This window comes from Pseudomonas laurylsulfativorans (assembly GCF_002906155.1).
GTDB lineage: Bacteria > Pseudomonadota > Gammaproteobacteria > Pseudomonadales > Pseudomonadaceae > Aquipseudomonas > Aquipseudomonas laurylsulfativorans.
The window spans coordinates 600714-618820 of sequence record NZ_MUJK01000003.1 but is presented as its reverse complement, the minus strand read 5'-3'; the positions used below and the strand labels follow the sequence as shown (position 1 = coordinate 618820).

Annotated in this window: 20 protein-coding genes; 19 read left to right on the top strand and 1 reads right to left on the bottom strand. The window is 62.1% G+C overall.

What is annotated here, in order from left to right; genetic code table 11:
- Positions 1 to 10: 10 nt before the first annotated feature.
- The 18 genes from B0D71_RS13355 (at position 11) to B0D71_RS13270 (ending at position 16715) form a co-directional block, all read left to right on the top strand.
- Positions 11 to 730 carry a TIGR03759 family integrating conjugative element protein gene (locus tag B0D71_RS13355; protein WP_103395159.1) on the top strand — a complete coding sequence of 240 codons (720 nt, stop codon included), beginning with the start codon at positions 11 to 13 and terminating at the stop codon, positions 728 to 730.
- Positions 712 to 1266: a lysozyme family protein gene (locus B0D71_RS13350; RefSeq protein ID WP_103395158.1), complete on the top strand. Its 555-nt coding sequence runs from the start codon at positions 712 to 714 to the stop codon at positions 1264 to 1266. The genes B0D71_RS13355 and B0D71_RS13350 overlap by 19 nt, the downstream gene beginning before the upstream one ends.
- The gene (locus B0D71_RS13345) at positions 1263 to 1724 is read left to right on the top strand and encodes an integrating conjugative element protein (RefSeq protein ID WP_240635695.1); all 462 of its coding nucleotides are present in this window, start codon (positions 1263 to 1265) and stop codon (positions 1722 to 1724) included. The genes B0D71_RS13350 and B0D71_RS13345 overlap by 4 nt, the downstream gene beginning before the upstream one ends.
- Positions 1725 to 1733: 9 nt before the next feature.
- A complete protein-coding gene (gene traD / locus B0D71_RS13340) occupies positions 1734 to 3860 on the top strand; it encodes a type IV conjugative transfer system coupling protein TraD (protein WP_103395157.1) in 2127 nt (708 codons plus the stop codon).
- A gap of 35 nt (positions 3861 to 3895) precedes the next feature.
- A complete protein-coding gene (locus B0D71_RS13335; RefSeq protein WP_103395156.1) occupies positions 3896 to 4624 on the top strand; it encodes a TIGR03747 family integrating conjugative element membrane protein in 729 nt (242 codons plus the stop codon).
- A 254-nt stretch (positions 4625 to 4878) separates the two neighbouring features.
- Positions 4879 to 5214 (top strand): integrative conjugative element protein, RAQPRD family, encoded by a 336-nt coding sequence (locus B0D71_RS13330; protein ID WP_103395155.1) that lies wholly within the window; start codon positions 4879 to 4881, stop codon positions 5212 to 5214.
- On the top strand, positions 5201 to 5440 hold the full coding sequence (locus B0D71_RS13325) for a TIGR03758 family integrating conjugative element protein (protein WP_103395154.1): 240 nt from the start codon (positions 5201 to 5203) through the stop codon (positions 5438 to 5440). The genes B0D71_RS13330 and B0D71_RS13325 overlap by 14 nt, the downstream gene beginning before the upstream one ends.
- Positions 5441 to 5456: 16 nt before the next feature.
- Entirely contained in the window at positions 5457 to 5834 is a 378-nt protein-coding gene (locus tag B0D71_RS13320; protein WP_103395153.1) for a TIGR03745 family integrating conjugative element membrane protein, read from the top strand.
- Positions 5835 to 5841: 7 nt separating this feature from the next.
- Positions 5842 to 6243 carry a TIGR03750 family conjugal transfer protein gene (locus B0D71_RS13315; RefSeq protein WP_103395152.1) on the top strand — a complete coding sequence of 134 codons (402 nt, stop codon included), beginning with the start codon at positions 5842 to 5844 and terminating at the stop codon, positions 6241 to 6243.
- Positions 6240 to 6881, top strand: coding sequence for a PFL_4703 family integrating conjugative element protein (locus B0D71_RS13310; protein WP_103395151.1), 642 nt, complete (start codon positions 6240 to 6242; stop codon positions 6879 to 6881). The genes B0D71_RS13315 and B0D71_RS13310 overlap by 4 nt, the downstream gene beginning before the upstream one ends.
- Positions 6878 to 7684 (top strand): TIGR03749 family integrating conjugative element protein, encoded by an 807-nt coding sequence (locus B0D71_RS13305; RefSeq protein ID WP_103395150.1) that lies wholly within the window; start codon positions 6878 to 6880, stop codon positions 7682 to 7684. The genes B0D71_RS13310 and B0D71_RS13305 overlap by 4 nt, the downstream gene beginning before the upstream one ends.
- Positions 7674 to 9182, top strand: coding sequence for a TIGR03752 family integrating conjugative element protein (locus B0D71_RS13300; protein ID WP_103395149.1), 1509 nt, complete (start codon positions 7674 to 7676; stop codon positions 9180 to 9182). Before B0D71_RS13305 ends, B0D71_RS13300 begins: the two co-directional genes overlap by 11 nt.
- Positions 9145 to 9564, top strand: a complete 420-nt coding sequence (locus B0D71_RS13295) for a TIGR03751 family conjugal transfer lipoprotein (protein WP_103395148.1) — start codon at positions 9145 to 9147, stop codon at positions 9562 to 9564. The genes B0D71_RS13300 and B0D71_RS13295 overlap by 38 nt, the downstream gene beginning before the upstream one ends.
- A complete protein-coding gene (locus B0D71_RS13290) occupies positions 9564 to 12305 on the top strand; it encodes a conjugative transfer ATPase (protein ID WP_103395147.1) in 2742 nt (913 codons plus the stop codon). Before B0D71_RS13295 ends, B0D71_RS13290 begins: the two co-directional genes overlap by 1 nt.
- Positions 12306 to 12532: 227 nt before the next feature.
- Entirely contained in the window at positions 12533 to 13510 is a 978-nt protein-coding gene (locus tag B0D71_RS13285; protein WP_103395146.1) for a TIGR03756 family integrating conjugative element protein, read from the top strand.
- Entirely contained in the window at positions 13510 to 14865 is a 1356-nt protein-coding gene (locus B0D71_RS13280) for an integrating conjugative element protein (RefSeq protein WP_103395145.1), read from the top strand. The genes B0D71_RS13285 and B0D71_RS13280 overlap by 1 nt, the downstream gene beginning before the upstream one ends.
- Positions 14862 to 15167 carry a hypothetical protein gene (locus B0D71_RS13275; RefSeq protein WP_103395144.1) on the top strand — a complete coding sequence of 102 codons (306 nt, stop codon included), beginning with the start codon at positions 14862 to 14864 and terminating at the stop codon, positions 15165 to 15167. The genes B0D71_RS13280 and B0D71_RS13275 overlap by 4 nt, the downstream gene beginning before the upstream one ends.
- A 9-nt stretch (positions 15168 to 15176) precedes the next feature.
- The gene (locus B0D71_RS13270; RefSeq protein ID WP_103395143.1) at positions 15177 to 16715 is read left to right on the top strand and encodes a conjugal transfer protein TraG N-terminal domain-containing protein; all 1539 of its coding nucleotides are present in this window, start codon (positions 15177 to 15179) and stop codon (positions 16713 to 16715) included.
- Positions 16716 to 16719: 4 nt separating this feature from the next.
- Here the strand turns inward: B0D71_RS13270 and B0D71_RS13265 are convergent, their stop codons facing one another.
- Positions 16720 to 17076, bottom strand: a complete 357-nt coding sequence (locus B0D71_RS13265) for a hypothetical protein (protein ID WP_103395142.1) — start codon at positions 17074 to 17076, stop codon at positions 16720 to 16722.
- Between the two features lie 461 nt (positions 17077 to 17537).
- Here B0D71_RS13265 and B0D71_RS13260 point away from each other — a divergent pair, with 461 nt between their 5' ends.
- Positions 17538 to 17903 (top strand): DUF3085 domain-containing protein, encoded by a 366-nt coding sequence (locus B0D71_RS13260; protein WP_103395141.1) that lies wholly within the window; start codon positions 17538 to 17540, stop codon positions 17901 to 17903.
- Positions 17904 to 18107 lie beyond the last annotated feature (204 nt).

The following is an 18107-nucleotide window of genomic DNA, read 5'->3' as shown; positions in this document are numbered from 1 at the left end:
AGAGGTGCTTATGCTGCGACTCTCCGCCCTCTCGCTGATCCTGCTCCCCACCTGCCTGCTGGCAGAGCCAAGATGGAGTGCACCGAACAGGCTCGGCTCAGACCAGCAGTACAGCGAGCAGGCACCACTGGATCGCCAGCCTTCGGACGCGACACAGGCCAAAGTGTGGGGGCTAACGGATGACGAATGGGCCAAATTTGAGCAACTGCAGGCCGGGCCTCGCCACTACTGGTCGCCGCAGCTCGACCCTCTCACCACCCTGGGCGTGGAGGCTGACTCTGAGCAGGAGCGGCAACGCTACGCCGAACTGCAGGTTCGCCTCGAAGCCAAACGCGCCGAACGCGAGCTGGCTTACCAGAAGGCCTACACCGCCACGTGGGCACGACTGTTTCCGGGAATGCTGCCGGTGCAGGGTCTGGCCGATGAGTCTGCAACGTCGAGCAACACCCGCTATGCCCTGTTCGTGGAAGAACGCTGCCCGGCCTGCGCGACCAACACCCAGCAGTGGCTCCGTGCCGGCGCCCGCCTGGACGTGTACCTGGTCGGCAGCCAGGGTGACGACGCGAATCTCAGAAACTGGGCGCGTGGCGCAGGCATTACTCCAGCCCAGGTTAGCAGCGGTCAGGTCACCCTAAACCACGACCGCGGCCGGTGGTTCGCCCTGGGCGCCACCCGCCCGTTGCCGGCGCGCTTTCAGCAGGTGGACGGGAAATGGCAGCGCATCGACTGATCCTCGCGCTGGCCTTGATCAGCGTAGCCGTCGCCCGGGCGGACGCCCTGCCTCCGCCCGCGTACCAGTTGGCCGCCGCGCGGGCTGGCATCCCCGCCTCGGTGCTGTTCGCCATCGCCCTGCAGGAGAGCGGCACCCCGCTACGCGGGCGTATCATGCCCTGGCCTTGGACCTTGAATGTCGCCGGCACACCGCAGCGTTTTGCCAGTCGCGATGAGGCCTGTGCTGCACTCAGCCTGGAACTCACACGCTATGACCCCAAGCGCATCGATGTCGGTCTGGGGCAGACCAACCTTGGCTACCACCCGGACCGCTACCCCAGCGCCTGCAGTGCACTCGATCCACGGGCGAACTTGGCCGTCACCGCCGAGCTGCTGCGTGCGCACTATGCCGAGGTGGGTGACTGGGTCGTGGCTGCTGGGCGCTATCACCGACCGGCCGGCGGTGCGCCCGCGGCGCGCTACCGTACACAGTTCAGTCGGCACTGGCAGCGCATCCAAGCGATCGCGTCCCTTCGCGGAGGGTCACAGCCATGAGTCTCTCGCGTTTGGCGGCGCTGGCCATTTGTCAGTGGCTGTCCCTCACCGCGTTCGATGCCCCCGCCAATCCCCTGCCCGATGCCGTCTTGGAGTTGCCCGCCCCCGACAAAGCCCCAGATCCACGCGCGCTGAACTGGGTGCTGCCGGTGCACAGCGCGCGCCTCACACCGGGCACCGTGCCACATAGAACGTTGGACCTGCCGGGCATCACTCCACTGTTCTTGGTCGGGCAGGATCCCGCCTCTTTGGACTGGTTGTCGCGGCACGCGCAGGCCCTGCAGGACCTGCGCGCCAGCGGTCTGGCGGTCGAGGTCGCAGACGCTCAGGGCCTGCGCCGCATCCAGGCGGCGGCCCCCGGGTTGAACATCTGGCCGGTGAGTGGCGACGACATCGCCGAACGGCTGGAACTGGGGCACTACCCGGTGCTCATCACGCCCACTGGCCTGGAACAATGAGGGATCATCATGGGCGACCATGCGATGGAGTCACTGCTGCGCCCTGCAGTTGAGCTGTACACCGTGGGCATCTGCGCCGGTGCCGGCGCTCTCTGCTTACACTCGCCCTGGGCGGTGGCACTGTCGCCCGAGGTGGGGATGGGCATGGCCCTGGCCTACACCGCGTTCGGCATCAAGCGGCTCAACGAGGCCCGGATTGTCCTGCGCTATCGACACAACATCCGTCGCCTGCCGCGCTACTCGCTGACCAGTCGACAGATTCCGGTGAGCCGCAAGCGTCTGTTCATGGGGCGTGGTTTCCGCTGGACTCGCCTGCACACCCAGCGCCTGCTCGAGGCTCAGGACCCGGCGCTGGCCTGCTATGTGAACCAATCGGTTGCCTATCGGTGGGCCAGGCGCCTAGAGCGTCTGTTGGAAAAGGCGCCTTCAGGGCTCTCGCTGTTGCCCCGCCTGACCGCCTGGGACAACCCACTCAATCCGGTACGCCCGCTGCCACCGGTTGGGGGCTCGCCGCTGCTGCACGGCGTCGAGCCGAGTGAGCAGGAAGCCACCTTGCCGCTGGGTGAGCGTGTTGGGCACACCTTGGTGTTGGGCACCACCCGGGTCGGCAAGACGCGTCTGGCGGAGGTCTACATCACCCAGGACATCCACCGGCCAACCCAAGAGGTGGTGATTGTCTTCGACCCCAAGGGCGACGCCGACCTGCTCAAGCGCATGTACGTGGAGGCACGGCGCGCCGGCCGCGAACACGAATTTTACGTCTTTCACCTCGGGTGGCCGGAAATCTCCGCACGCTACAACGCCATCGGCCGCTTCGGTCGCATCTCGGAAGTGGCTACCCGTATCGCCGGACAGTTAAGCGGCGAAGGCAACTCCGCAGCATTTCGCGAGTTCGCTTGGCGTTTTGTGAACATCATTGCCCGGGCGCTGATCGAACTGGGCCGGCGTCCAGACTACCTGCAGATCCAGCGCCATGTGGTGAACATCGACGCACTGTTCATCGAATACGCCCAACATTTCTTCGCCCACCACGACGCGCAGGCCTGGGAAACGATCGTGCAAATCGAGGGTCGCCTCAACGAGAAGAATGTGCCGCGGCATATGATTGGCCGGGAAAAGCGCGTGGTCGCCATCGAGCAGTACCTGGCTGCAAAGCGCATCTTTGACCCGGTGATGGATGGTCTGCGCTCGGCCGTGCGTTATGACCGCACCTATTTCGACAAGATCGTCGCCTCGCTACTGCCCCTGTTGGAAAAGCTCACCAGTGGTAAGACGGCGCAACTGCTGGCCCCCAACTACGCCGACCTGGAAGATCCGCGGCCGATCTTCGATTGGCTGCAGATCATCCGCAAACGCGGCATCGTCTATGTCGGCCTGGATGCCCTGTCCGACGCTGAAGTCGCCGCCGCTGTCGGGAATTCGATGTTCGCCGATCTGGTCTCCGTCGCTGGCCATATCTACAAGCACGGCATCGACCACGGCCTGCCGGGTTCCTCCAGCGCGGCGGACAAGGTGCCGATCAACCTGCATGCCGATGAGTTCAACGAGCTGATGGGGGATGAATTCATCCCGCTGATCAACAAGGGCGGTGGTGCGGGTATCCAGGTTACTGCCTACACCCAAACCTTGAGTGACATTGAGGCGCGCATCGGCAGCCGGGCCAAAGCTGGCCAAGTCATCGGCAACTTCAACACGCTGCAAATGCTTCGTGTACGGGAAACCGCCACCGCGGAACTGCTGACCAATCAACTGCCGAAGGTTAATGTGCAGACACGGACTTTGGTCTCTGGGGCGACGGACACCGCGGATCCCGAAGCCCGTACGGACTTCACCTCCTCTTCGCAAGACCGTGTCACCACCACCGCCGTGCCGCTGATCGAACCCGCACACATTATCGCCCTGCCCAAGGGACAGATGTTTTCATTCCAGGAAGGCGGGCAACTGTGGAAGGTGCGCATGCCGCTGCCCACACCAGCCAGCGACGATGCGATGCCGGCGGATCTACAGACCCTGGCCGCTTGCATGCGCGACTCGTACAACGCCAATGCGGGTAATTGGTGGACCAGCGCAGGAGGTGCGCCGACCGTCGACTTCGATCCCGAAATGCCACCGCCTGGGCGTAGACGCGCATCGTAAGCGCTCCGCCAGCAAGCGAACACTGCGGAGCCCATATGCCTACCCCTCAGACCAGCCCACCGCCTGCACCACCACGTCCAGGCCTCATCTTCGGCACGGTCGAACTGTGCTTACGGTTGCTCGGCCTGCTGTTCGCTTCGCTGCTGTTCTCCATCGTGCTGGAGTTCGTGGGCCTGTTGTGGTTCTGGCCGGAACAGGGCTGGCATCACAGCCATGCCATGTGGCTGAGTGAGCTGGGCTGGTTGAGCGGCCATTTCAAGAGTTCCCTGCTCGTGCAAGAACCGGCGCAGGCAACCGCCAAAGTACTTCAACACCTCAACGAGTGGGTCGTGGTCCGCTCCGGATGGGCACAATCCGACGCCCAACTGAAGCTGCTCAGTCGAGAGTCGTCACTACAGGGGCAGTTTGCCCAAGCATACGTCGTGCTGCAGGACTACTTGCTGGCAGCCTTGTTCACGGTCTTCACTTTCGTGGTTCGCCTGGCCGTCCTCATCCTGGCCATGCCCCTGTTCCTGCTCGCCGTGATCACCGGTGCCGTCGATGGCTTGATGCGACGCGACCTTCGTAAGTTCGGAGCCGACCGGGAGAGCAGCTTTGTTTACCACCGAGCGAAGCGAACATTACTGCCGCTGACGGTGAGCCCCTGGGTAATCTATCTTTCTCTACCTTGGTCGCTTAATCCCAACTGGGTGCTGCTCCCATGCGCTACGCTACTCGGCTGCATGGTCGCCATTACTGCTGCGACTTTCAAAAAATACCTCTGATCACTCACCTTTTACCTCTAAAAGCTGACGAAATAGTGCATTTGAGGTTTGCAGTGTCCAGCGCACAGTTACACACAGAAAAATTCGCATACCGGTCAATTAGCTGGCCTGTTTATTATCTCCCGCGCACCGGTTTGCCTCGAAACCTATCTATCAAGCCCCCTGTAAATCGATGGCCCGACAATCCTTTAAGGTCATGTCAACACCTGCCTAATACATCAAGGTGAATGCCAGATTCTCGGCTGGATTTCGCCATGATCTCTTCACGCTATCCGCTGCTGCTTGCTTGCTTTGTGACGCTATCTGCCGCTGCACAGGATGCTCGCGAGCGTTCGGACCTAGGCCTTATGCAGCGGCAGATCACTGTCATCGAGCAGTTGGCCGATCGCGCGCGCAGTAGCCAGGTCGATGTCGAAACGTCTCGGTATCACTTCGACTACCCGAGGTTCGTAGCCGACCTCGAGCATATGCGCCGCGGCATCAGCAAGTACCTGTCGCCCTCCCGAGCGCAGCCGACCGATCTAGCCGAGCTGACCAGTGACTATCGCGCTGAAGCGCCTCACCCGAGTTCGCACGATGAGCATGACTGACGCCCAACTCACCGCGTTCTCCGCAGTGGCCGGGTTTACCCCCCAGCTCAGTTCGGTGCTGTGGCGCTCCTCGGTTCTGGTGCTGGCGTTGCTCTGGTGCGCCTGGGCGCTGTGGAGCGGCTACCGCGGCTGGGCGGCCGGCAACACTAATTTCGGCGCGCTTGGCGGCAGCACTTTGCGCCTCGCCCTCGCCTTGATCGTGCTGATGTTTTTCATGCTGTCGTAAATCAGGAGACCTTGCCATGAACTTCTCCCGTGGTTGCTACCGCCCGCTCGCCATGCTGCGGGGCACTTGTTCGAAAGCCCTGCTCGGCGGCCTGGTTCTGCTGAGTTCGACGCTCGCCTGGGCTGACCTGCCGACCATGGAAGCGCCCTCCCGCGGCGAAGGTTCGGGGCTGATCGATACCATCAAAAACTACGCCTACGACGGCGGCATTCTGCTTGGGCTGCTGATCGCCACCCTCGCGTTCCTGGGTGTGGCCTGGCATTCGCTCACCGTCTACGCCGACGTGCAGAACCAGCGCAAAACCTGGAAAGACCTCGGCGCTGTGGTCGGTGTCGGCGCACTACTGGTGGTGGTGATCCTGTGGTTTCTGACCAAAGCCGCCACGATTCTGTGAGGTCACTATGTCCGACACCCCTACCACCCTGCCTGACGGCACGCTGACCTTCCTGCCGGAGCGCCTCAACCGTGGCCCGGCCGTCCTGCGTGGCCTCACCAACGACGAGATGTGGGTTGCGCTGATTGCCGGCGCCACGCTCGGTGTGATCCTAGGCGCGCCTCTGGCGGTGGCCACTGTCTCCATTGCCACCCTCCCTACCTGCATGTTCCTGTGCATGGCATTGGTGTTGCTCGGCGGCGGCAAGCTACTGCGCCGGGCCAAGCGTGCCCGTCCCGAAACCTGGTTGTACCGGCGCTTGCAGTGGCACCTGGCGGTGCGCTGGGGCATCGGTGCTCACCAGCTGATCGTGCATTCCGGTCCCTGGACCGTCCGGCGAACGCGCCGGCATGTGAGGGCCGCCACATGAGCCGCTTCCGCAACAAGGTGGACGCGCAGCAGGCGCATATCCTCAGCCTGCGTCTGGCCGTGGCGATCCTGGCGTTATTGTGCACAGGGTTCTGGTACGGCTGGCAGACTGCACCGTCTGAGCTGACCATACACGTGCCGCCCGACCTGCGCTCCGGCAGTACGCGCAAATGGTGGGACGTACCGCCCGAAAACATTTATGCCTTCGCCCTGTACATTTTCGGCCAGCTCAACCGCTGGCCCACGGATGGCGAGGTCGACTACCACCGCGCCATCTTCGCCTTGCAGCCCTACCTCACCCCGGCGTGCAAGTCCTTCTTCGACGGCGACTTCGAGTACCGCAAGGCGGCAGGCGAACTGCGCGGCCGAGTGCGCGGCGTGTACGAGGTGCTGGGCCGCGGCTTCAGCGACGATCCCAACTTGCGAGTGAAGCAGTTGGATAAGCACAGCTGGCTGGTCAAGCTCGACCTCAACGCCGACGAATACTACGCCGCCGAGCCGGTGAAACGCGTGGTGGTGCGCTATCCGCTACGGGTGGTGCGTTTCGACGTCGACCCCGAGCACAACAAGTGGGGCTTGGCCCTGGACTGCTACGAAGGCACACCGCAGAAGCTGACGCTGCCTGGAGGCGCATCATGATGCGTGTCTTGATCCTGATACTCGTGACCACCGCCGCCTGGTGCTCAGCCGCGGGCGCCGTCGAGGTCAAATACTGGGACCGCCTGCCGTTGGCCGTCCCGCTTACGGTGGGTCAGGAGCGCATCCTGATGCTGGACGAAGACGTCCGTGTCGGGCTGCCAAGTGCGATCGCCAACAAGCTGCGCGTACAGTCCGTCGGTGGGACGGTCTACCTGCGCGCCGCGGAAGCCCTTCCCCCTACCCGAATACAACTGCAGTCGGTGAAGTCGGGGGACATCATTCTGATCGACATCGAAGCACGTGACGGCAGTGAGTCGCTGGAGCCAGTCAAGATCGTCGCCCAGGCCCAGGCGCCAGAGGTGGAAACCGCACCGGGCTCAGCACCTGCAGCGACCCCGATACCGGTCGTGCTCACCCGCTATGCGGCGCAGAACCTGTACGCGCCCTTGCGTACGGTGGCACCACTGCCCGGTGTACGTCGGATGCCGCTGAGCGACTCCATCGCCTTCAGCACGCTACTGCCTACCGAACGGGTTTCGATCAAGGGGCTGGCGGCCTGGCGCCTCGGCGACTACTGGGTGACTGCGGTGAAGATCGTAAATCGCGGACCCGGCAAAGTCACGCTCGACCCGCGTCACCTGCAGGCCACGTTGTACGCCGCTACGTTCCAGCACGCGTACCTCGGCCACGCCGGCACGCCCGAAGACACCACCGTGGTCTACCTCGTCACCCGCGGTGGCGACCTGAAGCACGCGTTGCTGCTGCCCCCGCCGACGCCGGAGGCTGCCGATCATGAAAGCTAACAGCCTGCTGAAGTGGTTTGTACCCGGCGTCCTGCTGGGGATCGTCCTAATCATCGGCAAATCCTGGGTGGTCGTGCCTGGTAGCCAGCCTGCTCACGATCCCGACAAGGCAACACTCAGCCCGGAACAGGCAAAGGCCCTTGGCATCGCTGGCGACACCCCGCGCGACACCGTGGCCACGCTGATCGGGCAGGTCAAGGCGATGCGCAGCGAGATGCTGTCCTTGAAGAAAGGCAACGATGGGCTGCAGACAGAGAACACCCGGCTACGCACGCGCGAAGGCAATATCGACAGCCGCATCCAGAGCACGTTGAGCAGTGTCACCCAGCAGGTCACCGAACAGCGCCAGCAGGCCAATGATGCCCGGCAGAAGGCCGAGCAGCAACATCGCGAAACCCAAGGGCTGCTGTCCAGGCTCAAGGACCAGATCGCCGACAAGCCTACAACGAAGTCCGACGTGCCCGTGGGCTTTGGTCTCGAGCCAGGTGACGAGCAGCAATTTTCGGGCGCGCAAGCCTCGGCTGACGTGGTGCAGTGGATCGAACCGTCGAATGCGCGCGCCAGCCAAGAGGACGCCACGAAAGCCAGTGGTCCGCTGTCGACACTCACGTCGAAATTCAAGGACTTGCACGGTCTGGACAACAACGCGATCGACCGTGGCCAGGACCACTTGCGTGCCGTCGCCAAGGGCGAGCGCGACCTGGAAAGCGCCCAGGACCGCACCGAAGGTGCCAGGCCCGTCTACACCATCCCCGAAAACTCGACCTTAATGGGTTCCATCGCCATGACCGCCCTGATTGGCCGGGTGCCGGTGGACGGCACGGTGAACGATCCTTATCCGTTCAAGGTGCTGGTGGGACCGGACAACCTCGCCGCCAATGGCATCGACCTGCCGGACGTGGTCGGTGCGGTCATGAGCGGCACCGCCGCAGGCGACTGGACGTTGTCCTGCGTACGCGGCCAGGTTGAGTCGATCACCTTTGTCTTCAGCGACGGCACCGTCCGCACGGTGCCGCAGCCGCAAAAAGTTGTCAGCCGTAATCGCAGCAGCGCCCAGACCTCGGACACCGAGAAGATCCGCGGCGGCTTGGGCTACATCTCAGATCCCTACGGCATTCCCTGCATCTCCGGCGAACGCCGCTCCAACGCCCAGCAGTACCTGGGGAGCCAGAGCCTGATCACTGCGGCCGGTGCCGGCTTCGCTGCGGCCCTGGGCAGTGAGCAGACCAACACCTCCTTCATCAACTCGGCCAGCGGCAACCTAGGCCTGACCCAGAACAGCGGCAACAGCGCGTTGAACTCGGTCATCAGCGGTGGCATTGGCGACATCCGTGACTGGATCAACAAGCTCTACGGTGAAGCCTTTGCGGCCATTTACGTCCCACCCGGGGCCAAGGTGGCCTTGCACCTGGACCATGAAATCAGCATCGACTACGAACCCAAAGGCCGGAGAGTGAATCATGAAAACCCATCCATTTCGGTACTGGATCTGGATTAGCCTGCTGCTCAGCCTGCACCTGGCCGGTTGCTCCACCAGCAAAGATGAAATGCTGCCTCATGGCGATCAAACCATGCTGGACATCTGGAACGGCAGTGGCTCGGTCGGCACTCAGCAACAGCTGCAGGAAGCCCGCGGCGAACTGCGCAGGCCGGTGCTCGATCCGGAGCGGCTGATCAGCGATCAGAGTGCTTACACGCGCACGGCCGCCAACGAGATCCGCAACCAGTTCCCGCGCCTGCCCAACCCCGACCTGGTGATGTACGTCTACCCGCACCTGACCGGCACCCAGCAGACGCCGGTGCCTGGCTACTCGACCGTGTTCCCGCTGTACGAGAAGGTCCAGTACGCGCTGCCCGGCGAGCGCCTGGAAGACCTGTGATGGTCGATGACACGAGTCGCGAGCCGTCGCGTTGGAAGCCCTGGCGCGCAGCGCAACATCGGCGCGCCACCCTTGCCGATGAGGCTGCCCAGTACGCTAACAATCCCAGTTTCACCGACCACTTGCCCTGGGTCGAATACCTCGAGGACGAGCAGTGTTTTCTCCTCGATGACAATCGCTCGGTGGGCGCCGTGTTTGAGCTGCAGCCGATCGGCACTGAGGGCCGTGAGCCCGAGTGGCTGATGGCGGCGCGCGACGCCCTGGAAGACGCACTGCAGGACAGCTTCGACGAGCTCGACCAGGCGCCCTGGGTGGTGCAGTTCTTCTGCCAGGACGACAGTGACTTTTCCCCGTACCTCGAACGCCTGGAGCACTACATCGCGCCGCGGGCACGAGGCACGCCGTTCACCGAGGCCTTTCTCGCGTCGATGCAACGTCACCTCGACGCCATCGCCAAACCGGGCGGACTGTTCGACGACCATGTCGTGTCTCACCTGCCCTGGCGCGGCAGCAATCGACGGATTCGGCTGGTGGTCTATCGCTGGCGGGGGGATCAAGGTGACGACGACACGCAGAGCCCGGCTCAGCTGTTGAGTCGGACGTGTGACCGTCTTGCGGCCTCGTTGCAGGCCTGCGGGGTCAGCCCGCGGCGTCTGACCGGGCGCGACTTCTACACCTGGTTGCTGCCCTGGTTCAACCCGGCCCCTGCCCTCACCGGCGAATCACCCGCAGCGTTTTATCGGCGGGTGCCCTACCCCGAGGAGGATGACGGCGATGAACTGCCGCTGCCGTTCGACCACAATTTTGCCGAGCGACTGTTCTTTCAGGAGCCACGCTCGGATAGCGACCAGGGCCTGTGGTACTTCGATCAGCAGCCGCATGCCGTGATGGTGGTCGACAAGCTGCGCAGACCGCCCCATATCGGTCAGCTCACCGGCGAAACGCGTAAGGGCGAGGCCTTGAACGCCTTGTTCGATCAGTTGCCCGAGCAGGCCGTCATGTGTTTGACCTTGGTAATCACGCCTCAGGATGTGCTCGAGGAGCAGCTCAACCGATTGGCGCGCAAAGCCATCGGTGAGAACCTCGCCTCGACCCAAACCCGCCAGGACGTGGAAGAGGCCCGCGCGCTGATCGGCCGCCAGCACAAGCTGTACCGCGGCACCTTGGCGCTGTACCTGCGCGGTGCCGATGAACAGCAACTGCGCCAGCGCTCAACCCAGGCCGCCAACGTACTGTTCGGCGCGGGCCTGCAGCCGGTGCGCGAGGGCGATGAAGTCGCGGCGTGCAACAGCTACCTGCGCTGGTTGCCCATGGTCTACAACCCGGCTCGAGACACGCGCAACTGGTACACCCGCCTGCTGTTTGCCCAGCATGTCGCCAACCTGCTGCCCCTGTGGGGGCGCAGCATCGGCACCGGCAATCCGGGCATCACTTTTTTCAACCGTGGTGGTGCGCCCCTGTCGTTCGACCCGCTGTCGCGTTTCGACCGATCCATGAATGGCCACCTGCTGTTGTTCGGTCCGACCGGCGCCGGCAAGTCGGCCACCTTGGTTTCGATCCTGATGCAGGTCATGGCCATGTATCGACCGCGGCTGTTCATTGTCGAAGCGGGTAATTCCTTCGGTTTGCAGGGCGATTACTTCGCCACCCTAGGGTTGTCCGTCAACAAGGTTCAGCTCAAACCCGGCAGTGGCTTGAGCTTGGCGCCTTTCGCCGATGCTCGCCGTCTGATCGAGCACCCCGACCAGGTGACCAGCCTGTCGACCGAGGACTTGGATGAAGCCGTCACGGACAGTGATGAGCAACGCGACGTGCTGGGCGAGCTGGAAATCACGGCCCGCCTAATGATCACCGGCGGCGAAGCCAAGGAAGAGGCGCGGCTGACGCGGGCAGACCGCAGCCTGATCCGCGAGTGCATCTTGGATGCCGCCAGACACTGCACAGCCACCGAGCAGCAGGTCATGACACGCCACGTTCGCGATGCACTGCGCCAGGTCGCCAGCGACGCCCATCTGCCCGACAAGCGTCGCGAGCGGGCGCAGGAAATGGCCGAGTCCATCGATCTGTTCTGTCAGGGCTTTGAGGGCGCTCTCTTCGACCGGCCAGGCACACCCTGGCCGGAGAGCGATGTGACGATCGTTGACCTCGCCACCTATGCCCGTGAAGGTTATGAGGCGCAGATGTCGATCAGCTACATCAGCCTGATGAACACGGTGAACAACCTCGCCGAACGCGACCAGTACCTCGGTCGCCCGATCATCATGGTCACTGACGAGGGCCACATCATCACCAAGAACCCGCTGCTGGCGCCCTTTGTGGTCAAGGGCACCAAGATGTGGCGCAAACTTGGCGCGTGGTTCTGGATGGCGACGCAGAACCTGGCCGACTTCCCCGATGCAGCGCAGACCATGCTCAACATGATCGAGTGGTGGATCTGCCTGAACATGCCACCGGCAGAAATCGAAGAGATTGCCCGCTTCAAAAAGCTCACATCCGCTCAGAAAGCCCTGCTGCTTTCCGCGAGCAAGGCCTCGGGCAAATACACCGAGGGCGTGGTCCTGTCGAAGAACCTGGAGATGTTGTTTCGCGCGGTGCCGCCGAGCCTGTACCTCGCCCTGGCCATGACCGAGCCGGAGGAAAAAGCCCAGCGCTGGCGACTGATGGAAGAACGCCAGCAGTCCGAATTGGACGCCGCCCTCCAAGTCGCGGCGGAGATCGATCGGTTACGCGGCATGTCGTGAACACCCGAGCGTCGGCGACTTTCAAACGCCTTTCAATCAATAAAAAACCGGCATGAGTACATTTTTGTTCTCCATCGGTGATTTTGCACAACGCGCGGCCCTCAAGCCGGCGACTGGCAAAACCGATCAATTCGGCCTCGGTTTGTCCGTCGCCCTCTCCGCTCGGATCCTGGATGCTGAAAGTTGGCGCACGGACGCACACCGCTGCCGCATGTCGAGCGCTGCCCATGAAAGTGACCGCCACCACCCGATTCAGATCGCCAAAGTCCAGGAAGATTGGCCATAGCCGAGCCTTCACCGCGGCTGTACTGTTTGTCGCGGCTGAGCAGTGCTTGGCACTGACCACCCCCGCCATCATCGCCTCCGTCACTTCATTGCAGTGCCTGGAGTACCGGGTCGTCGGGATCTGCTTTTGGCTACTCTGTACACCGTTTGGCTGCACGGTGAAGACCTCACCCAAGGTCCGCCACTTTATTCCCGAGTTGGTGGTGTCGAGCTATTCCGACACCGGCGGCAATCCCTGGGGCGAGATGTCCGCACTGTCGATGCCCACGCCGGCATCAAAAGGGGGTGGCAACCTGATCACGCCTTCGCCGCAGCGCAATAATCTGTCCCGGTTCAAGAATGTTGACGGTATCGGGTATCCGGGCAGTTCGGCGCTGACGGCCCTTGCGCATGGCTTCGGCTATGCATGTCCAACTGGGGCGACGCCCCTTACGCCTTATTACCTCAGCACGCTCGACCCGCTGGCCTGGCGTCAGGCCGTTCCCGAATCCGTCTATCCACAAGCGCTCATTCCGGGCATGCGCGAGATTGGCAGTCAGGCACTGGGGAACATGTGGGGCAGTGTCTATCCGCGGCACGGATTTCTGGTGCAGCCTGACGACTTCAAAGCATCCGCCGTCATGGCCCAGCGTGCCAGCGACTTCATCACGCGCGCCGGCCAGCCGCATGTCTACCTGCCGCTGCAACCGATGCCATCTCCCGGCTATTGGCCGCCGCAGCCGGTGATGGAGAACAACATCAACAACCACCGCTGGCAATTGCTCGCCCCGGTGATCCAGACCACCTGCGCCATCTTTCCCAGCCCGACGATCCAGAGCGCCGACGGCGCCTATGCCTGGTCGCTATGGCGCCCTTACCGCTGCTGCCAGCGGATGGGCCAGACCTTCCTGTTCAGCATCGACTTTGATGGAGGCCAATGATGAATACCCTCTCGCTCGGGTTGGTGTGCGCCCTCGTAAGTGCCGTCGGCCATGCCGCTGAAAACGGCTACCACCTTGGTGACCAGGCCCAGGTCCTGGATGACCGCGTGATGTACACCATCGGCGGCGGATCGGCGACGGGATCCCCCTCCTCGCTCTACCGCCCCAATGGCCTTGGCGTGGGCATGTCCTGGCGCGCGAACATGATGTGCGGAAACATGAACCTCTCCAACACCCTGCAGAATCAGCTCAATGGCGCCACCCAAGGCTTCCAGCAGATCATGGGTAATGTGATCGAGAATGCCACACAGGCCGTGATGTCCCTGCCGGCGATGATCATTCAGCGCGCCAACCCCGGTCTGTATGAGCTGCTGAGCAACGGCGTGCTGCAGGGGCGCATCGACTTTGACCGCTCAAAGCTCACCTGCCAGGCGATGGCGGCGAAAATGGCCGACAAGGTCGACCAGGCCGGTTGGGGCGCACTGGCGCAGAACCAGGAGATGCAGCACAACCTCGAACAGTCCGACGGTGATGCTGTGATGGCGGTGAAGGACACCGAATCGAACAACGGCAACAACGGCGTCAGCTGGGTCGGTGGGCAGAAAGCCGGTGGTAACGGTCAGGAACCCATCCGGGTGACTTCGGACGTCGTTAAAGCGGGCTACAACCTACTGCACAACCGCGCGATCGAGGATACGTCGGCCGTCGGTTCCGGTTGCCAGAATGGCGCCATCTGCCAGGCCTGGTCGAGCCCCGAGGAGGCCTCAGAATGGGCCACCCGTGTGCTTGGTGAAACCGAGGTGGCAACCTGCGATGACTGCGAGACTTTGCGCGTTACCGCCGGGGCAGGCCTCTCGCCGCTGATCCAGGAAACCTACACAGAACACCTCGAGGGTCTGCAACGAATGTTGTCGGGCACCGAGCAACCCACGCCGGAGAACCTTGGCAAAGTCTCCAGTCCCTTGCTGCAGGTCTCACGAGGCGTCATCGAGGGCCTGCGCGACGATCCCGACCAGAACCTGCTGGCCCGGCGCCTGGCCAGCGAGACCGCGCTGTCGAGCGTGATTTACAAGGCGATGCTGCTACAGCGCACGCTCCTGGCCGGCAGTCATGAGCCCAATGTCGCGTCGGCGCAGCCCGCCACCACCGCCCTCAATGGCAACGTCGAAACGTTGGAACGTGAGATCCGCCTGCTGCAAACGGAGCTACAGGTACGCCAGTCGCTGGCCACCAACACCGCCAGCCTGGTCCTCGATCGCCACGCTGGCGGTGCCGACGCCTCCCGCAGCATCGATCAGCGCGATCCGGAGCCGGACCGGCTGCACCGCGCGGACCAGGGTAGGAGCACACCATGATGCTGTTTTCTGTGAAGTCCACTCTTGCCCATGTGCTGCTAATCCTCAGCGCCATGGCCTTGATGCTCCTGATTGCCTGGATGGCGCTGCAGCTGACAGGTGCCCAGCTTGATTGGTTCGGGCAGGCGCGCACCGCTACGCCCTACCTCGCCTCCTGGCGTGCCCTGCTGTATGCCCTGATCCTCGCAGGCTGGACCGCGGCATTGCGCTTGCGGCCGGCGCCTGCAGACCAGCAACGGCTCAAACGCCTGGGGCTGATCGGCTTCAGCTCAATCATCCTGGTCGAACTGTTTCGCGTGTGAGGTGCAATCATGAGCATGAGCACCAACAGCTACCTCGAGTACTACCTGTCGCTGTTGGCCTGGATCATCAACAACGGCATCTGGAACACACTGGCAGACACCGGGCTGTTCGCCGCGCCCTTCGGCGCGATCATCCTCCAGGAGTGGCTGTCCGCTCGCCAACAAGGCGCTGACGAGGGCAACAAGGGTTTGCTGTCGATCCCTCGCGTCGAGAACCGGCTGTGGATGAGTTACGTGGTCATCTTATTTGGCTGCATGCCGTTCTTCCCCTTGAATCTGTCCTCCGTGACCTTCGACGATACGGCGAGCCAACGCTGCGGCGTTTCCATGGCCAAGCCCGCCGAAACGGCCTGGGGCACAACCTTCAACATCATCGGCGAAAAATCAGCGAATGTGCCGGTGTGGTGGTTTCTCGTGCATGCCATGAGCAAAGGCATCACGGCCGCCGCGACCGCATCGATTCCGTGTGCGCCCGACATCCGTGCGATGCGCATGGAGATCGACAGCTCGCGTATCAACGACCAGGTGCTGCTGCAGGAAGTCGCCGATTTTACCCGGGATTGTTACGGCTTCTCGCGCTCGCGGCTGTTCACCAATCGCCCCGAACTGGACGAGTCGCAGAGCTACGACGCGTCCTGGATTGGCTCGACGTACATGCTTAACACGCCAGGTTATTACGACACCGATCGCTCGCGAACGCCCAGGATTGATTGGCCGTACGACGAGACCCGGGATACCTCCCTTCCCCAACTCGCCAACGGTGCTGGCTACCCTACCTGCAGACAATGGTGGAGCGATGCCACGATCGGGCTGCGTGATCGTTTGGTCGCCGAGGTCGATCCGTCGCTGATTTCGCGCCTGCGAGGCTGGTTAACCGGGCGTACCACAGGCGAGATCGAAGACGCCACCCTTCGCGAATTGGTTAGCCCGCGGCAGCAATCGTTGAGCATGGCGCCAGGGCAGGTGTTCCAGGATTACGGCAGCAGCGCCCGGGGCGGATCACTGACGCAAGGACTGAACAACCTGGCCACGAACACCGGTTTGGCCCTGGGCTCGTTCAGCAATTTCCCGGCGATGAACGCATTGCGCGCCGCACTACCGATGGTCCAGGCCTTTCTGATCATGGGCACGATCATCAGCCTACCGCTGGTGCTGCTGATCAGCACCTATCAGCTCAAGGCGCTGATGACCGTCACGTTCGCGCTGTTTACCCTGCACATGCTGACGTTCTGGTGGGAGCTGGCACGCTGGATCGATTCGAGCATGCTGGAGACGCTGTACAACCAGGTGTCTGCCACAGACCAGGCACTCTTGTCGTTGCCGACCGCTGGCTTCATGGATGGGACGGTGACCGCACAAGTGATCGAGTACGTCATGGGCGCGATGTTTTTGGTACTGCCGATGTTCTTTCTCGGCGCGATGAGCTGGGCGGGGTACAACGTGGGCAGTGGCGTCCAAACGCTCCTCACTCGAGGAACAGAAGCTGCTCAGGTCCAAGCAGAGAAGGGCTCCTCTCAGCTCATTTCTGGAGCCCGGAGGTTAAAATAGCCTGTTACCTGAGCGCCCCATTATCGTCGTACAGTTCGGGATACTTGAGTTGATGTTGGGGGTGGCTCACTTCGTGAATACGAGGTTGCCTATCAGCACTAATGGGCAGAGCCGCAATGGTCCATACAGCAATCATTCCGATCGCCAAGAGAATCGCAACAGACGCAGCGGCAAGCACAAACATTACCTTGAAACTCTGAAAGCCGATTTGCCGATACTTAAAGGGCACGGCAGCCAACACACGGGAGTACAAAATTCCCGTTTCGAGCTGATTCACCAGGCGACCCGCACGGACTACCGCACGAACTAAAGACTTGCCGAATGGGGTACGGCTGGATGTAGAAGAAGCTGGAGTAGTCATTTGAGTGCCTCCCTTTCTTCTCTGCACTCACGGCCAAAGAGTTACCAATAATTTGGATCCAAGCATTAGCTTACTCCTCTTCCGCTGATTCCCATGACCGTTGATCACCTGGACTGCGCTGATGATCGTCAGTGGGACTGCATGGATCGAAGCAGCTCATTCCCCCTAAAAACACCATTGACGCTACGTCGTTCCGCTTGATAAACCGACTGTGCAATTGCTGGTTTCCAGCACCCCAGGTAGTCATAACCTTCAAGGCTACGTCACTCTCGTGATGGTTCTCCCCAAATGCGATTCGCGTTCGGCAGCTCGCACGGTCATCGCTCCCGCGGTGATGAACGCCTTCTAATATCCAGGCTCACTGAGCCTGCGTCTTCGATGCAACCCTTCTCAATCCATTCCAGTGCTGGGAATTCCCCCGCACGGGTGGCATTCCTCCGCACCCTCTGGAGGATCTCATTATGCTGCGCTTCACAGGTTCTGCACTCCACACTGTGTTGGCCGAGGCCGGTATCAATGGCTGTAGATTGATATTGGTCAAGGACCATGGTGTCTACTTTATGTCCGAGATCGGCGAGAACAAACCGGATGGAGGCGGCCGACAACACGTAGTCTACGCCGCCGGCTGCGACCCATACGTCGACGACTTCGATTCTTGGTGGAATCGCGCACAAGATGAATTGGGTGGCGATGATTTTGTCGAGTACTTCGACATCGACGATCCGGTACTGGCAAGTCTTTACGGGACAGCAGGGTCGCTGGTGGTGGAGGCAACTTCCACCCACTTGTATCTAGCTGCCGAGGTTGGCCCGACGACAAAATCTTGAACGCCAATGTGAGTCAGTCAAATTTCCGGAGGGGCTCCTTATCCGAGCCTTTCTGGAACATCTTTCGCGCCACTCTCCAAGCGATTAGAGATCGCCGTTTATCTGGAACCTGAGGCCAATATTCTTCCCTGGAACGCACTGGATAGACACGCTTGCATGTGGTCTGGATGGGAGATTGACCCCACATTCGAACGCGTTTTAATA

Coding starts and splice junctions, on each gene's coding strand:
- B0D71_RS13310 (WP_103395151.1), top strand. CDS start 6,240: ATGAGCCGCTTCCGCAACAAGGTGGACGCGCAGCAGGCGCATATCCTC.
- B0D71_RS13300 (WP_103395149.1), top strand. CDS start 7,674: ATGAAAGCTAACAGCCTGCTGAAGTGGTTTGTACCCGGCGTCCTGCTG.
- B0D71_RS13335 (WP_103395156.1), top strand. CDS start 3,896: ATGCCTACCCCTCAGACCAGCCCACCGCCTGCACCACCACGTCCAGGC.
- traD (WP_103395157.1), top strand. CDS start 1,734: ATGGGCGACCATGCGATGGAGTCACTGCTGCGCCCTGCAGTTGAGCTG.
- B0D71_RS13285 (WP_103395146.1), top strand. CDS start 12,533: ATGAAAGTGACCGCCACCACCCGATTCAGATCGCCAAAGTCCAGGAAG.
- B0D71_RS13305 (WP_103395150.1), top strand. CDS start 6,878: ATGATGCGTGTCTTGATCCTGATACTCGTGACCACCGCCGCCTGGTGC.
- B0D71_RS13315 (WP_103395152.1), top strand. CDS start 5,842: ATGTCCGACACCCCTACCACCCTGCCTGACGGCACGCTGACCTTCCTG.
- B0D71_RS13320 (WP_103395153.1), top strand. CDS start 5,457: ATGAACTTCTCCCGTGGTTGCTACCGCCCGCTCGCCATGCTGCGGGGC.
- B0D71_RS13260 (WP_103395141.1), top strand. CDS start 17,538: ATGCTGCGCTTCACAGGTTCTGCACTCCACACTGTGTTGGCCGAGGCC.
- B0D71_RS13270 (WP_103395143.1), top strand. CDS start 15,177: ATGAGCATGAGCACCAACAGCTACCTCGAGTACTACCTGTCGCTGTTG.
- B0D71_RS13350 (WP_103395158.1), top strand. CDS start 712: ATGGCAGCGCATCGACTGATCCTCGCGCTGGCCTTGATCAGCGTAGCC.
- B0D71_RS13280 (WP_103395145.1), top strand. CDS start 13,510: ATGAATACCCTCTCGCTCGGGTTGGTGTGCGCCCTCGTAAGTGCCGTC.
- B0D71_RS13345 (WP_240635695.1), top strand. CDS start 1,263: ATGAGTCTCTCGCGTTTGGCGGCGCTGGCCATTTGTCAGTGGCTGTCC.
- B0D71_RS13265 (WP_103395142.1), bottom strand. CDS start 17,076: ATGACTACTCCAGCTTCTTCTACATCCAGCCGTACCCCATTCGGCAAG.
- B0D71_RS13295 (WP_103395148.1), top strand. CDS start 9,145: ATGAAAACCCATCCATTTCGGTACTGGATCTGGATTAGCCTGCTGCTC.
- B0D71_RS13290 (WP_103395147.1), top strand. CDS start 9,564: ATGGTCGATGACACGAGTCGCGAGCCGTCGCGTTGGAAGCCCTGGCGC.
- B0D71_RS13275 (WP_103395144.1), top strand. CDS start 14,862: ATGATGCTGTTTTCTGTGAAGTCCACTCTTGCCCATGTGCTGCTAATC.
- B0D71_RS13355 (WP_103395159.1), top strand. CDS start 11: ATGCTGCGACTCTCCGCCCTCTCGCTGATCCTGCTCCCCACCTGCCTG.
- B0D71_RS13325 (WP_103395154.1), top strand. CDS start 5,201: ATGAGCATGACTGACGCCCAACTCACCGCGTTCTCCGCAGTGGCCGGG.
- B0D71_RS13330 (WP_103395155.1), top strand. CDS start 4,879: ATGATCTCTTCACGCTATCCGCTGCTGCTTGCTTGCTTTGTGACGCTA.